Raw genomic sequence first — 15,212 nt, 5'->3', positions numbered from 1 at the left:
GAGGGGGTGCGCATCGCCCTGGTGACCGACTACTACCTGCCCACGCTCGGCGGTGTGCAGACGGTGATCAAGGCGCACAAGGAGGAGCTGGAGCGCGACGGACACGACGTGCTGGTCTTCGCCCCGCTCGCCGAGCCGAGCACCGACCCCGCGGTCGTCCGGCTTCCCACTGCCCGGGGCTTCGCACCGGACGGCTACCCGTTCACCTGGACGCCGTCGGCCGCCGCGGCCTTCCTGCAGGACGAGCTCCGAAGCCGCGCGGTCGACGTCGTGCACGTGCACACAGAGATGTTCGCCGCCCTCGCGGGGTTCGCGGCAGCGAGGGCGCTCGGCATCCCGATCGTGCAGACCATGCACGGCCGGATCGACGTCTACACGCGCTCGGTCCTCCCGCTGCCGAGCGTGACCACGGCGCTGCTCGCCGGGATGCACCGGCGGCGGATGAGCCACGACCGCGCCCGCGTCGACTCCTCGGCTCCGTACACCCGCACGCGGACGGCCCGGCGGATGTGGCGGCTCATGGTCAGTCAGGCGAACCATGCCGACCAGGTGATCGTGCCCTCCGCCCACTTCGCCGAGAAGCTCCTCGCCCAGGGCGTGGACACCCCGATCACCGTGCTGTCGAACGGCCTCGAGCAGTCGGTCCTGGATGACATAGGCGATGCCGAAGCGCGCGTGATTCGACCCGGTGAGCCCTTGCAGGTGATGTGGTGCGGGCGGCTGTCACCCGAGAAGCGTCCGGAGGTCTTCCTCGACGCCGTCGGCCAGGTGCCGGGCATCGTCGCGCACCTGTACGGCGACGGGGTCTCCCGAGGCGCGGTATCGCGACATGCGGCCCAGATCGCCGACGGCCGCGTCGAGGTCCACGGACCGGTGCCGCAGTCCGAGGTCCTCGCGGCGATGCGTCGGGCGCATGTGCTGGTCTCGAGCTCGCTCGACTTCGACAATCAGCCCATGGTGCTGCTCGAGGCGATCGCCTCCGGCCTCCCCGTGGTCGTCACGGACCCCGATCTGGCCGAGACGCTGCCGCCCGGCGGCGGGATCGTCACCCCGACCCCGGATGCCGCTGGCCTCGCCGCCGTCCTGGCGCGCCTGCGCGACGATCCCGCGCAGGTCGCTCGGCTGAGCGCCGCCGCCGTCGCGCATCGCGAGCAGATCGCGCAGACGACGCACCGCGCCGCGCTCGTCGGCGTCTACGAGGCAGCCCTCGCGACGGTCCGCTGACGCGATCAGGCGTCGATGGCCTCGCGCGACAGGCGCCCGGAGGAGTCGATGATGAACTCGCGGCGCGGGGCGACCTCGTTGCCCATGAGCAGCTCGAAGACGCGACCGGCCGCCTCGGCATCCTCCATGCGCACCCGGCGCAGCAGGCGCCCGGAGCGGTCCATGGTGGTGTTGGCCAGCTGCTCGGCATCCATCTCACCGAGACCCTTGTAGCGCTGGATCGGCTCGTGCCAGCGCTTGCCCGACTTGCGGAGCTTCGCCAGCAGCGCGTGCATCTCTTGCTCGCTGTAGGTGTAGATCGTCTCGTTCGGCTTCGAGCCGGGATTCATCACGATGACCCGATGCAGCGGCGGCACGGCGGCGAAGACACGGCCGTCCTCGATCAGCGGCCGCATGTACCGGAAGAACAGCGTCAGCAGGAGGGTGCGGATGTGCGCGCCGTCGACGTCGGCGTCGCTCATCAGGATCACCTTGCCGTAGCGGGCGGAGTCGATGTCGAAGGTGCGACCCGACCCTGCGCCGATCACCTGGATGATCGATGCGCACTCGGCGTTCGACAGCATGTCGCTGACCGACGCCTTCTGCACGTTGAGGATCTTGCCGCGGATCGGCAGCAGTGCCTGGAACTCGCTGTTGCGGGCGTTCTTGGCGGTGCCGAGCGCCGAGTCGCCCTCGACGATGAAGAGCTCGCTGCGTGCGACCTCGTTCGTGCGGCAGTCGACGAGCTTCGTCGGCAGCGTGGAGGATTCCAGGGCGTTCTTGCGACGCTGCGTCTCCTTGTGCGCCCGCGCAGAGACGCGCGCCTTCATCTCGGAGACGATCTTGTCGAGGAGCTGCGACGCCTGATTCTTGTCGTCGCGCTTCGTGGAGCTGAAACGCTGCGCGAGGTCCTTGCGGAGCACCTGCGCGACGATCTGCCGCACCGCAGGGGTTCCGAGGATCTCCTTCGTCTGCCCCTCGAACTGCGGCTCGGGCACGTTGACCGTGAGCACGGCGGTGAGCCCGGCGAGCACGTCGTCCTTCTCGAGCTTGTCGTTGCCGACCTTGAGCCTGCGGGCGTTCTGCTCGACCTGCGATCGGAGCACCTTCAGCAGCTCCTGCTCGAACCCCTGCTGATGCGTGCCGCCCTTGGGGGTCGCGATGATGTTGACGAACGAGCGCACCGTCGTGTCGTATCCGGTGCCCCAGCGCAGCGCGACGTCGACCGCGCAGGTGCGCTCGACCTCGGTCGCGATCATGTGGCCGTCGGCCTGCAGCACGGGGACGGTCTCCTTGAAGGTGCCCTCCCCCTGGATGCGCCAGTTGTCCGTCACCGGCGGATCGGTCGCGAGGTAGTCGACGAACTCGGAGATGCCGCCCTCGTAGCGGTAGGAGATCTCGCGGGGCACCTCGTCGACGACGCCGGCGAGCACGCCCTCCGCGGATGCCGCTGGGGTCTGCGGGCCGCGATCCCGGTCGTCGCGGACCAGGATCTCGAGTCCCGGCACGAGGAACGCCGTCTGACGGGCGCGCGTCTCGAGGTCCTTCAGCTGGAAGGCCGCGTCCTTCGTGAAGATCTGGCGGTCGGCCCAGTACCGGATCCGTGTGCCGGTCACGCCGCGCGGAGCCTTGCCGATGACGCGCAGCTCGCTCTTGTCCTCGAACGGGCGGAAGGGCGCGTCGGGCCGCTTCTCCCCCGTGTCCGTGAAGATCCCGGGTTCGCCGCGGTGGAACGACATCGCGTAGACCTTGCCGCCGCGGTCCACCTCGACGTCGAGCCGCTCGGAAAGCGCGTTCACGACCGAGGCGCCGACGCCGTGCAGACCGCCCGACGCGGCGTACGAGCCGCCGCCGAACTTCCCGCCGGCGTGCAGCTTGGTGAAGACCACCTCGACGCCGCTCAGGCCGGTGCGCGGCTCGATGTCGACGGGGATGCCGCGACCTCGGTCGTGCACCTCGACGCTGCCGTCGTCATGGAGGATGATGTCGATCTTGTCGCCGTTGCCGTCGACGGCTTCGTCGACGGCGTTGTCGATGACCTCCCAGAGGCAGTGCATGAGCCCGGGCGATCCGTTCGACCCGATGTACATGCCTGGGCGCTTGCGGACAGCCTCGAGCCCCTCAAGCACCTGGAGATGATGGGCGGAATACTCGGCGGTCACAATCTCCGAGTCTATTCTCGACATGACCCACCGGCCCGCAGACACTCCCCACGGGCATCCAGCCCGCGCGGATCGCGTACGCGCTGAGCGAAACACGCCGTGATCCGGGCATGCCCACAGGTGCAGCGTGGTTGTATTGAGCACGACCCACAGCGAGGCCGACACCCGAGGAGGCACCGAGATGAATGCAACAACCGAACGTGAGGCCACCGCCATCGAGTTCCGCCTGACTGCCATGGATCGCTGCGATTCATGCGGCGCTCAGGCGTACATCGCCGCAGAGGTCAACGGATCCGAGCTCCTGTTCTGCGCCCACCACGGCCGCAAGTACGAAGAGAAGCTCCGCAGCATCGCCACCAGCTGGCACGACGAGAGCGCCCGCCTCGTCGAGACCGTCTGACGCCTGCTCGCCGGCTCCGGCCGACTTCCGACCCCGGGTCGCGCATTCGCGCAGCCCGGGGTCTTTCTCATTCCCGGACGATGCGGCGCACGCGCGGGGTCAATCGGGTGAGGATCTCTTCACCCACGCTGTCGATCCGCTCCGCGAGGGTCGTCGCGCTGACCTCGCCGGATGCGCCCGGACCGAACAGCATGACCTCGTCGCCGACTCGGACCCCCGGCCACCCCTCGACGACCGAGGTGGTCTGCCCGATCTCGGTGAGGGTGCGCGTACCGTCTGACGTGCCGACCGGCATCCCGGAGAGGGTCGACGGCAGACCGTCGAAGCTCCCGATCGCGATCACCGCGGCACCGTCGACGACATCTTCGACGAGCGCGCTCAGTGAGGCGACGGGTCGGACGCCCTCGAGCTCCGGGCCGTCGGCGGACCGGATGCCGTAGCAGAACGCGCCGATGCGCGACACGCTGCCGCGCAGTTCCGGACGCCACCACGACGCGGCCGACGCCGTCAGGTGCAGCAGTGCCGGCGCGGGCCCGGACTCGCCGGCGATGCGCACGGCGTCGAGGAACGCGGTCTGAGCCTCGTCATCCTCGGCGTCGCTCGCCTCGGCGATGTGGCTCCACACGCCGACCAGTTCCAACTGCCCGAGCTGCTCCGACGCGCGCGCCTCCGCGAGCGCATCGGGCCACTCCTCCGGAAGCACGCCGTTGCGGTGCAGTCCGGTGTCGATCTTGAGGTGCACTCGGGCTGGTGCACCGAGGACGGCGGCGCGAGCGATGACCCGACTCAGGTATTCCCGGGTGCCGACGCCGAGATCGATGTCGTGTGCCAGCGCCTCGTCGATCTCGTCGTCGGTCGACGTGGCCCACGCGAAGATCCGCGCCTCACGACCGGCGATGCGACGCGCCTCCAGACCGCTGCGGATGTCGTAGCTGCCGAACCACCGGATGCCGGTCTGCACGGCGGTCTCGACGGCCCACCGCAACCCGTGCCCGTAGGCATCGTCCTTCAGCACCAGCATGAGCGTCGACGGCGCGATGCGAGCACGCACGGCTTCGATGTTCGCGCGGAACGTCTCGCTGCTGATCCGCAGCTCCGGGCGGCTCATGCCTCCCACCCCCGTGCCGCGTGGGCGCCGGCGACGGTGACGAGCTCGGCGACGGACATCGCGGTGATGGCGGCCCATCGGCTCAGACCTGATCCGGCCGATCCGGTTCCGCCGAAGTAGGTGACCTCTGTTCCGGAGGCGACGTCTCGTCCTTCCAGGTCGACCACGCACACGTCCATCGCGACGCGGCCGACGATCGGTCGCACGGCTCCCTCGACGTCGACGTGCGCCTGATTCCCGAGGGCACGGACGATCCCCTGCGCGTACCCGCCGGTCACGAGCGCCACTGTGGTGTCCGCCGGCGCGCGATACGTGTAGCCGTAGGACACGGCGTCTCCCGCGCGGAGGCGCTTCGTGGACAGGACCCGACCGGTGAGGCGCATCACGGGCTGCAGGGTCAGGGCACCGGAAGCGTCGGGGAGGCCGTAGAGCAGGGACGGATCGATGTCCGCGACTCCTGAAGTGACGGCGTCGATCCCCTCGAGGCGCAGCGCGTCGACCTCGCCCTGGGAATCGACGAGCACTCGATCCGCACCGGCGGCGATGACCGCCTGCGCGACGGAGAGCACCCCGTGCCCCCACGCATCCCGCCGGAGGTCGCCCGTTCGACCGCCCGCACGGACGGCAGCGGATGCCGCAGCGGCGAGTGCCGAGCGGGAGATCACGGCACGCGGGAGGGCGCTGGAGGTCGTCTCACACACGCGTTCCAGCCTAGCTTCCGCGTTCCTGGTCGTCCCCCGGGAACGCAGAAGGCCCGGATGCCGAGCATCCGGGCCTTCTGCCATCGATGGGTCCCTGACCTGACTTTCGGGTCCCTGAGCTGACTACTGGGTCCCTGAGCTCACCATTGGGTCCCTGAGCTGACTATTGGGTCCCTGAGCTTGTCGAAGGGGCGTCAGACCTCGCGGACGATTCCGAGCGGCGTGGACTCGCGGCCCTGACCGAGCGGGTTGTCGCCGAGGATCTTCACGAGACGACGTTCGCCGTGCCGGTCGAGCGTGGAGCCGAGGATGTTGCCGCCGAGGTCGTTGATATCGACCACGGCCACCTCGAGCTCGCCGCCGAGAAGCGACTTCAGGTGCGCGGCGACACCGCGCGGATCCTTCGGACCGAGCACGACCGCCTCGTTGTACGGCGGGATCGTGTGGCTGGTCGGTCCGTCGATCGCCCTGGCCTTGTCGCCCGCGATCCGGTAGAAGTCCCCGCGACGGCCGAAGGCCTTGGTCACGGCGGCGACCGCGGATGCGAACAGGATGCGCGGCGTGCCGCACTCGCGCAGCGCCATCTCCATCGTCTCGGGCATGCCGAGTCCGATGCCGTACGGCGTGCGGGTGACGTACTTCGACAGGAAGAGCGCGAGCTTGCGCGGCTTGATCTCGTCGAGACGGTATGACCGGCCCTGCGTGATCGCGACGATCTTCTCGGTCACGAACAGCAGGTCGCCCGGACGCACCGAGTCCTTCGCGTACTCCGTGATGACGGCGTCGAGGTCGTCATCCGGCATGACGACTCGTGTGCGCAGCGGAATCCGCGCGAAGCTCTTTCCATCGACACTCGTCTCGAGCGCCTTGCCGTCGTTCGCCTGGCTCATTCGAGGTAGTCCCGCAGCGACTGCGAGCGGCTCGGGTGACGCAGCTTCGCCATCGTCTTCGACTCGATCTGACGGATACGCTCGCGGGTCACGCCGAACGTGTCGCCGATCTGGTCGAGCGTCTTGGGCTGACCGTCGCCGAGGCCGAAGCGCATGCGGATCACTCCGGCTTCGCGCTCGGAGAGCGAGTCGAGCAGCTGCTCGAGCTGGCGCTGCAGCATCGTGAAGCCCACGGCATCGGCCGGGACGACCGCTTCCGTGTCTTCGATGAGGTCACCGAACTCGCTGTCGCCGTCCTCGCCGAGGGGGTGTGCAGCGAGATGGGCTCGCGGCCGTACTTCTGGACCTCGACGACCTTCTCGGGCGTCATGTCCAGCTCGCGGCTGAGCTCCTCGGGCGTGGGTTCGCGTCCCAGGTCCTGCAGCATCTGCCGCTGGACGCGGGCGAGCTTGTTGATGACCTCGACCATGTGCACCGGGATGCGGATGGTGCGGGCCTGGTCGGCCATCGCGCGGGTGATCGCCTGACGGATCCACCAGGTGGCGTAGGTCGAGAACTTGAAGCCCTTGGTGTAGTCGAACTTCTCGACCGCACGGATCAGACCGAGGTTGCCCTCCTGAATCAGATCCAGGAACTGCATGCCGCGGCCGGTGTAGCGCTTCGCGAGCGAGACGACGAGACGGAGGTTGGCGCCGAGCAGGTGGCTCTTGGCACGCTGGCCGTCACGGGCGACCCACTGCAGGTCGAGTCCGAGCTGGCCGGTCTTCTCCGCAGCCGACATCGCCGAGAGCTTCTCCTCGGCGAAGAGACCCGCCTCGATCCGCATGGCGAGCTCGACCTCTTCGGCCGCGTTCAGCAGCGCGACCTTTCCGATCTGCTTCAGGTAGTCCTTGACCGGGTCGGCCGTGGCACCGGTGATCTGTGTCGAGTAGACCGGGACGTCCTCGTCGTCGTTCGACGAGATGACGATCGCGCCGGTCGGCAGCGGCTCGGTGAACTTCGGCTTGGCGTCGTCGTCCTCGTCGTCGCCGTCCTCGGCAGCGCCGGCGGCAGGAGCCTCGTCTTCTTCGACGACGTCATCCGACTTCTTCTTCTTCACGGGGGCACGCTTGGCGGCCGCACGCTTCGCTGCGCTCAGCGGCGCGGGCTTCTCAGGAGCGTCGACCTCGACCTCTGCGTCGACGGCGGTCTCTTCGGCCTTGGTCGTCGTCCGGGTTTTCTTCGTCGTGGCAGGAGTCACGTTTCGCCTTTCACGGGGCTGCGGGACCGCCCCGGGACATTTCGGACACTAGTAAGACCCTTGTCAAGTCCGGCGTTCGAAAACACCGATTGACAACGGGTCAGACTCCTAGTATCGCACACGTGTGGCGATGCGGATGCATTCCGGCGAAGTTGTCGGGAGATTCGTCTAACCGCGCCCGGGCTTGTCGTCGTCTCCCGAGGGACGCGAGGCCAGGTAGCGTTCCAGCTCCGCAGCCAACTCGTCGGCGCTCGGCAGATCGCGTTCGCTGAAGCCGCCCTCGTCGTACGTGTCGTCGTCGGGGTTCCGACCGGCCATATAGGCGTCGTAGCGGCGTTCGAGGTTGTGCACCATCTGCTGCAGCTCCTCGTTGCCCGCGACCTGCTCGTCGACCCGGGTGAGGTAGTCCTCCCGGCGCTCCTGCACCGCATCGAGGAGGAGCACCAGCCCCGTCGACGCCATCAGCTTGTCCGCAGCGGCGATCACGGCATCCGGGTTCTCGGTCTCGGCGAGGTAGTGCGGCACCAGCAGCACGAAGCCGACGGCACGGCGCCCGCTCTCGACGAAGCGGAACTCCAGGAGGTGGCCCGCCGTCGCCGGCACCTGGGTGCGCGGCCGCCACACGGAGTGCGCGACCGTGAGCTCGCGGCGGTTGCCGCTGACGGTGGTCCCGATCGGACGCGTGTGCGGCACGGGCATCGCGATCGAGTGCACCCAGTTGAGCCCGGACACCTCGAACTCGGCCGCGAGATCGAGGACCGTCTGCGCGAACGCGTTCCACGCGAAGTCCGGCTCGTAGCCGGCGAGCAGCAGGAAGGGCTGTCCGAGGGCGTCGGTCGCGAGAGAGAGCTCCAGGCGCGATGGACGGAACTCCGTGAGGTGATCCTGATCGAAGGAGATCACGGGGCGACGGGCACGGTAGTCGAGGAGGGCGTCGTTGTCGAACACCACGACAGGCTGCGGCGACGCGGTCTCGCGCAGGTGATCGATGAGACCGGACACCGCGCTCCCCGCGTCGGTGAATCCGGTCAGAAGGACGACCAGGGGCAGGCCGTGGGGCACCGCCGGCGCATTCGCGACGCGTTCGTGGATCTCACCGGAGAAGGGCATGACTCCATGCTACGAGCAGGTCCCGATGCCCGGGCTGGGCTCATCATGCTGAGAGCGAACACGCGGACGGGCCTCGCGCACCCGGGCAGCGGCGAGGATCCTAGGATGGAGGCATGACGCTTCCCGTGCTCTCGCACACCACCGATCATTTCCCCGGAAGCGCTGCAGATGCCGCAGTGCTCGTCGTCCCCGATCTCTCCGAATCGGCCGAGTCGCTGGTCGCCTACCCCGGTCTCGCCGACGCCCTCGCCGGAATCGGATTCACGGGAGCAGCCTCCTCGTATACGCGCGTGTACGCACCCGAGGTCACGTCTTTGCCGTTCGCCGTCGTCGGAACGGGCTCGGCCGCGAACGAAACGGCTGTGCGCAATGCCGTCGGCGCCGCGCTGCGCTCGCTCACCGGGTTCGAGAACGTGGCCGTCGGGCTCGCCGCAGGCCTCGAGCAGTTCGCCGCCGCGGCCGCCGAGGGCGCTGTGCTCGGCGGTTACCGCTTCGACACGTACCGGTCGGAGAAGGGCAAGTCCCGCGCGGCAGCCGTCACACTGCACGCCGAGATCGACGAGGCATCGATCGCGAAGGCGCAGGCCATCGGCGAAGCGGTCGCGCTGATCAAGGACCTGGTGAACGTGCCTGCCGAGTGGCAGAGCCCGGAGCAGCTCGCCCAGAGCGCGGCGGACAGCGTCGCCGACCTCGACGTCTCCGTCGAGATCCTCGACGAGGCCGCGCTCGCGGAACAGGGCTTCGGCGGCATCCTGGGCGTCGCACAGGGCTCCGACCGCCCGCCGCGACTGGTGCGGCTCGACTACTCCCCCGCCGCCGCGACGCGCCACATCGCCCTCGTGGGCAAGGGCATCACGTTCGACACCGGCGGACTCTCCCTGAAGCCCGCTGCCTCGATGGTCGGAATGAAGTTCGACATGGCCGGCGCGGCCACGAGCCTCGCCGCTCTCCGCGCGATCGCGACGTTGGGTCTTCCCGTCCGGGTCACGGCGTGGCTCGCGATCACCGACAACATGCCCTCTGGCCGCGCGCTCCGTCCCGGCGACGTCGTCCGCATCCTCGACGGAACGACGGTCGAGGTGCTCAACACGGATGCCGAGGGCCGGCTCGTCCTCGCCGACGGGCTCGTCGCAGCGAGCCGCGAGCACCCGGACGTGGTCGTCGACGTGGCCACGCTCACCGGCGCCATCGTCGCGGCACTCGGCCACCGCCACACCGGCGTGTTCGGCGATGACGACACGGTCGCCGAGATCCTCGCCGCGGCCGAGCAGGCGGACGAGCTCGCGTGGCACATGCCGCTGCCGTCGTACATGGAGGACTCGATGGAGTCTCCGATCGCCGACCTCCAGAACGTCAACATGAGCGATCGCATGGGCGGGGCCTCGTACGCCGGGCTCTTCCTGCGCCGCTTCGTCGGGCGCACCTCCGAGGCGAAGGACGCGCCCCGCATCCCCTGGGTGCACCTCGACATCGCGGGCTCCGGCGAGCACGCCGGCTCCGCGTACGGCTTCACCGAGAAGGGCCCCACCGGCGCGATGGTCCGAACGATCATCGAACTGGCCGCAGCATCCCACAAGGAGGCATGACACATGACAACCCACACCTTCGACATCGTCGTCCTGGGCGGCGGAAGCGGCGGCTACGCCGCAGCACTCCGTGCCAGCGAGCTCGGCAAGTCGGTCGCCCTGATCGAGAAGGACAAGGTCGGCGGCACCTGCCTGCACCGCGGCTGCATCCCGACGAAGGCGCTCCTGCACGCCGCTGAGGTCGCCGAGCACGTGCGCGACGCGGCACACGTCGGCGTGACCGCCACGCTGGAGGGCATCGACCCCGCAGGCGTCCGCGCCTACCGCGAGGGCATCGTCGCGAAGAAGTTCAAGGGACTCGAGGGGCTGGTGAAGGCGCGGGGCATCACGACCGTCGCCGGACTCGGCCGCCTGAACGCCGACCGCAGCATCAGCGTCGGCGATGACGTGTACGTCGGCGCCGACGTCGTCCTCGCCACCGGTTCGTACAGCCGATCGCTGCCCGGACTCGAGATCGGCGGCCGCGTCCTCACGAGCGAGCAGGCTCTCGCTCTCGACGTCATCCCGGAGCGCGTGCTCGTCCTCGGCGGCGGTGTGATCGGCGTCGAGTTCGCCAGCGTCTGGCGTTCCTTCGGCACCGAGGTCACGATCATCGAGGCGCTGCCGCACCTCGTCCCGAATGAGGACATCGCGCTCAGCAAGGGTCTCGAGCGCGCCTTCCGTCGGCGGGGCATCCAGTACTCGCTGGGCGTGCGCTTCCAGACCGCCGTGCAGGACGAGACCTCGGTCACGGTCACGCTGGAGGACGGCAAGGAGTTCACCGCCGACTACCTCCTCGTCGCCGTCGGACGCGGACCCGTCACGGCGGACCTCGGCTTCGAGGAGGCCGGCGTGAAGCTCGATCGCGGCTTCGTGAGCGTCGATCAGGATCTTCGCACGGGCGTTCCCGGCGTCTGGGCCGTCGGCGACATCGTCCCGGGCCTCCAGCTCGCCCACCGCGGCTTCCAGCAGGGCATCGCGGTCGCCGAGCGCATCGCCGGCCTCTCGCCGGTGAACATCCCGGACTCCCAAATCCCCAAGGTGACGTACTCGAGCCCCGAGGTCGCCTCCGTCGGCGTGACAGAGGATGCCGCGATCGCCGAGCACGGTGCGGATGCGGTCGTCGCCTACGAGTACAACCTCGCCGGCAACGGCAAGAGCGAGATCATCGGGACCAGCGGACTGGTCAAGGTCGTCCGCCTCAAGGACGGGCCCGTCGTCGGCGTTCACCTGCTCGGTGACCGCGTCGGCGAGCTCATCACCGAGGGGCAGCTCGCCGTCGCCTGGGAGGCGCACCCGGAGGACATCGCTCCGCTGATCCATGCGCACCCCACGCAGAGCGAAGCCCTCGGCGAGGCCTTCCTCGCACTGGCCGGAAAGCCGCTGCACGCCCTCTGAGCACCAACCGGTGCCCGAGTCACTAAGCTAGATACGCGTCATACAACTTCTTGAAGGAGACTCAGTCATGAGCACATCCGTGGTCCTCCCCGCTCTCGGCGAGAGCGTCACAGAGGGTACGGTCACCCGCTGGCTCAAGCAGGTGGGCGACACTGTTCAGGCGGATGAGGGCCTGCTCGAGATCTCGACCGACAAGGTCGACACCGAGATCCCGTCCCCCGTCAGCGGTGTGATCGAGGAGATCCTCGTGGCCGAGGACGAGACCGTCGAGGTCGGTGCTCTGCTCGCACGCATCGGCGACGGCAGCGCTGCGGCCCCGGCTTCGGATGCTCCGGCAGAAGCCGCGCCCGCTGAAGCCGCACCCGCTGAAGCCGCACCCGCGGAAGAGGCTCCGGCCGAGCAGCCTGCGGCTGAGGCGGCACCGGCCGCTGAGCCGGCGCCTGCGGCGGAAGCCGCACCGGCCGCTGCGCCCTCCGGCGACGCGAAGGACATCGTCCTCCCCGAACTCGGCGAGAGCGTGACCGAAGGCACCGTGACGCGCTGGCTGAAGCAGGTCGGCGACACCGTCGAGGTCGATGAGGCTCTCCTCGAGATCTCGACGGACAAGGTCGACACCGAGATCCCGTCGCCGGTCGCCGGCGTGCTGCAGGAGATCATCGCCGCCGAGGACGAGACCGTCGCCGTCGGCGCCGTTCTCGCTCGCGTCGGTTCGGGCGCTGCGCCCGCCGCCGAGGCTCCTGCTGCGCCTGCTGAGGCTCCCGCTGCCCCCGCCGCCGAGGCACCGGTGGCTCAGGCCCCCGCCGCCGAGGCCGCACCGGCACCGGTCGCTCCCGCGCCCGCTGCGGCACCCGCTGAGCCGGCACCTGCTGCCGCATCCGCACCTGCTGCCGCATCCGCACCTGCTGCTCCGGCCGCAGAGCCTGCCGCGCCGAAGCTCAGCCTGCCGACCGACAACGACAACCTCTACGTCACGCCGCTGGTTCGCCGTCTGGCCTCCCAGCAGGGCGTCGACCTGGCGTCTGTCACCGGCACCGGCGTCGGCGGTCGCATCCGCAAGGAAGACGTGCTGAAGGCGGCCGAGACCGCTGCCAGCGCTCCGGCCGCTTCTGCTCCGGCCGCAGCTGCCGCTCCGGCGCCGCTCGAGGTCTCGCCGCTGCGTGGCACCACGCAGCCGATGTCGCGTCTGCGCAAGGTCCTCGCGAAGCGCGCGGTGGAGTCCATGCAGCAGACGGCTCAGCTGACCACCGTCGTCGAGGTCGATGTCACTGCCCTCGCGGACTACCGGGACAGCGTGAAGGCCTCCTTCCTGGAGAAGACCGGCGACAAGCTGTCCTTCCTCCCCTTCTTCGCTCTCGCGACCGCCGAGGCCCTGCAGGCCTTCCCGATCGTGAACGCGACGGTCGACGGCGAGAACATCGTCTACCCCGCGAGCGAGAACGTGTCGATCGCGGTCGACACCGAGCGCGGCCTGCTCACGCCGGTCCTCCGCGACGCGGCGTCGAAGAACATCGCGCAGATCGCACACGAGATCGCCGACCTCGCCGCGCGCACGCGTGACAACAAGCTGAAGCCGGACGAGCTCGCGGGCGGCACCTTCACGCTGACGAACACGGGCTCACGTGGCGCGCTGTTCGACACGCCCGTCGTGTTCCTCCCGCAGTCGGCCATCCTCGGAACCGGCACGGTCGTCAAGCGCCCGGGTCTGGTGAAGGTCGGCGGCGCCGACGCGATCGCGGTCCGCTCCTACGCGTACCTCGCGCTCTCGTACGATCACCGGATCATCGACGGTGCCGATGCCGCGCGCTTCCTCGGCGCGGTGAAGGCTCGCCTCGAGTCGGCGCAGTTCGCCGCTCAGCTCGGAGCCTGACACTCGCATCACTCTGGCTGGTCCGCGACGCCGTAGACGTCGCGGACCAGCCATTTGTCGTTCTGGCGCACGAGCACCATCATCTGCTCGGCTGCCGGCGCCGCCTGTTCGTCTCCGCCCTCGGGAAGACCATCAGCGGAACCGAGCCGCACCACGGCGACATCGCCGTATTCGTCCACGAGCTCGACCGTCGGTGTGCGCTCTCCGCGGGCGCCGAGCGCGTCGACGACCCCGGCGGAACCCTCTGCGACAGCATCGGCGCAGAGGAGATCCTCCGCCACGCTGCATTCGGCCACCAGCGCCAGGAGGGCGGTCGCAGCGGCCTCCGGACCGCCATCGTCTGCGGGCGCAGACGGAGCGGCATCCGTCTCCGATCCCTCATCCGGCGGTGAGGGGCTCGTAGAAGCGGGGCTGGCTGACTGCGCCGGAGGGTCCGTGGCTCTGGCAGCATCCGCCGACTCCGCCGGGTCATCCGCCGGCCAGAGCAGCCCGCCGACAAGCACGGCCAGCGCCGCCACTCCCCCGACGAGGAGAGCGGGACGCCGCCGGGATGATGCGCCTCGCGAATCCGCTCCCGCGGCAGCCCTCGCCGTCCGCCGGGCACCGGATGCGCCCGTCCGCCGAGGGAGGCGTTCGCGGACGGCAGCCCCGGCGGACCGCAGCGCGCCGACGCACACGGCGACGGGAGAGGTCGTCGTCCGGTGATGTGGGGACGCCGACCGCTCCCCTCGCCTCGTCGCACGAGAGGGCGCCAAGCGCCCTTCGACGTCGAAAGCCGCCCGGGCGACGTCGCGTGCGCGCTCGGGAGCGTGCGACTCCCGCGAGATCGGGCGAGGCGCGGCGATGGCCAAGAGCTCCTTCTCCCACTCCTCCAGCACTCGCTGCGGCACCCGCGGCTGCGGCAACGCCTTGACCAGGCCCTGCTGCACGCCGGTGAGAACGCGGCCCAGCGCCTTGTCCCCGCAGTCCTCGGCCAGACGCTCGACGATCTCCGCTGCCCCGGATCGCGGATCGTCCCCGTCGCCGAGGACGAGGATGGGGCGGCCGCCGTCGGTCAGCCACCACATCCCCGTCTGCACCCCGGCGGCGCCGGCTCCGAGCTCGTCGAGCCCCCGCAGCAGGCTCACCACGAGCGTGCTGCATTCACCCGATGACAGCGCGGAGCCGGCAGCCGTCCGGCGGACCAGGAACCCCAGCACCCGGTCGGTGCACCATGGCAGCAGCGCGTCGTGTCCGTCGGCGCGCCGGATGACGTCGACAGGTCCCGCGACGTGCTCCGCTCCCGCGAAGCGCCACCCCACCCATCCGGCGAGAGAAGCGGCATCCACCCGCACAGCCACGCCGTCCCCACGAGTGACCAGTGCGCCGGCGAACGGACCTTCTGTCGGATCGAGAACGCGGACCACACGATGAGCTCCCGGGAGGAGCGCGGTGCCCCGGTCTTCGATCTCGACGTCTGCCATGCCCCCATCACAGTGGACAGCGCCCCCGCGAGGGACTGATCCGCGTCGATGTGGATGGATCGGCGCGATCCCGGCCAATGTGGAGGAAGAGTCCGGTCGGTCGTC

At 69.6% G+C, this 15,212-nt stretch carries 11 protein-coding genes and 1 pseudogene; 5 read left to right on the top strand and 7 right to left on the bottom strand.

What is annotated here, in order from left to right:
* Positions 1–6: 6 nt before the first annotated feature.
* Positions 7–1,224: a glycosyltransferase gene (locus tag ABS642_RS03235; RefSeq protein ID WP_350352229.1), complete on the top strand. Its 1,218-nt coding sequence runs from the start codon at positions 7–9 to the stop codon at positions 1,222–1,224.
* A gap of 5 nt (positions 1,225–1,229) precedes the next feature.
* Here the strand turns inward: ABS642_RS03235 and ABS642_RS03230 are convergent, their stop codons facing one another.
* Positions 1,230–3,389: a DNA topoisomerase IV subunit B gene (locus ABS642_RS03230; RefSeq protein ID WP_350352228.1), complete on the bottom strand. Its 2,160-nt coding sequence runs from the start codon at positions 3,387–3,389 to the stop codon at positions 1,230–1,232.
* 157 nt (positions 3,390–3,546) lie between these two features.
* Here ABS642_RS03230 and ABS642_RS03225 point away from each other — a divergent pair, with 157 nt between their 5' ends.
* A complete protein-coding gene (locus tag ABS642_RS03225; RefSeq protein WP_223628754.1) occupies positions 3,547–3,765 on the top strand; it encodes a hypothetical protein in 219 nt (72 codons plus the stop codon).
* A 67-nt stretch (positions 3,766–3,832) separates the two neighbouring features.
* Here ABS642_RS03225 and ABS642_RS03220 read toward each other — a convergent pair whose 3' ends face one another.
* The 5 genes and pseudogenes from ABS642_RS03220 to ABS642_RS03200 form a co-directional block, all read right to left on the bottom strand.
* A complete protein-coding gene (locus ABS642_RS03220) occupies positions 3,833–4,873 on the bottom strand; it encodes an alanine racemase (RefSeq protein ID WP_350352227.1) in 1,041 nt (346 codons plus the stop codon).
* Entirely contained in the window at positions 4,870–5,574 is a 705-nt protein-coding gene (locus ABS642_RS03215) for an alanine racemase C-terminal domain-containing protein (protein ID WP_350352226.1), read from the bottom strand. The genes ABS642_RS03220 and ABS642_RS03215 overlap by 4 nt, the downstream gene beginning before the upstream one ends.
* Positions 5,575–5,768: 194 nt before the next feature.
* On the bottom strand, positions 5,769–6,464 hold the full coding sequence (locus ABS642_RS03210; RefSeq protein ID WP_350352225.1) for a coenzyme F420-0:L-glutamate ligase: 696 nt from the start codon (positions 6,462–6,464) through the stop codon (positions 5,769–5,771).
* Positions 6,461–7,704, bottom strand: a pseudogene (locus ABS642_RS03205) (RNA polymerase sigma factor). Before ABS642_RS03205 ends, ABS642_RS03210 begins: the two are co-directional and overlap by 4 nt.
* A gap of 168 nt (positions 7,705–7,872) precedes the next feature.
* Positions 7,873–8,814, bottom strand: a complete 942-nt coding sequence (locus ABS642_RS03200) for a PAC2 family protein (protein WP_282217025.1) — start codon at positions 8,812–8,814, stop codon at positions 7,873–7,875.
* A gap of 113 nt (positions 8,815–8,927) precedes the next feature.
* Between ABS642_RS03200 and ABS642_RS03195 the strand changes: the two genes are divergently transcribed.
* The 3 genes from ABS642_RS03195 (at position 8,928) to sucB (ending at position 13,644) form a co-directional block, all read left to right on the top strand.
* Positions 8,928–10,400, top strand: coding sequence for a leucyl aminopeptidase (locus tag ABS642_RS03195; protein WP_350352224.1), 1,473 nt, complete (start codon positions 8,928–8,930; stop codon positions 10,398–10,400).
* A 3-nt stretch (positions 10,401–10,403) separates the two neighbouring features.
* Positions 10,404–11,777, top strand: coding sequence for a dihydrolipoyl dehydrogenase (gene lpdA / locus ABS642_RS03190; protein ID WP_350352223.1), 1,374 nt, complete (start codon positions 10,404–10,406; stop codon positions 11,775–11,777).
* Positions 11,778–11,844: 67 nt separating this feature from the next.
* Positions 11,845–13,644, top strand: a complete 1,800-nt coding sequence (gene sucB, locus ABS642_RS03185; RefSeq protein ID WP_350352222.1) for a 2-oxoglutarate dehydrogenase, E2 component, dihydrolipoamide succinyltransferase — start codon at positions 11,845–11,847, stop codon at positions 13,642–13,644.
* 8 nt (positions 13,645–13,652) lie between these two features.
* On the opposite strand, the gene ABS642_RS03180 is transcribed toward sucB, so the two are convergent.
* Entirely contained in the window at positions 13,653–15,107 is a 1,455-nt protein-coding gene (locus ABS642_RS03180) for a hypothetical protein (RefSeq protein WP_350352221.1), read from the bottom strand.
* Between the last annotated feature and the right edge of the window lie 105 nt (positions 15,108–15,212).

This window comes from Microbacterium sp. A8/3-1 (genome assembly GCF_040267695.1).
GTDB classification, from domain to species: domain Bacteria; phylum Actinomycetota; class Actinomycetes; order Actinomycetales; family Microbacteriaceae; genus Microbacterium; species Microbacterium luteolum.
This window is presented reverse-complemented; position numbering and strand designations above follow the sequence as displayed.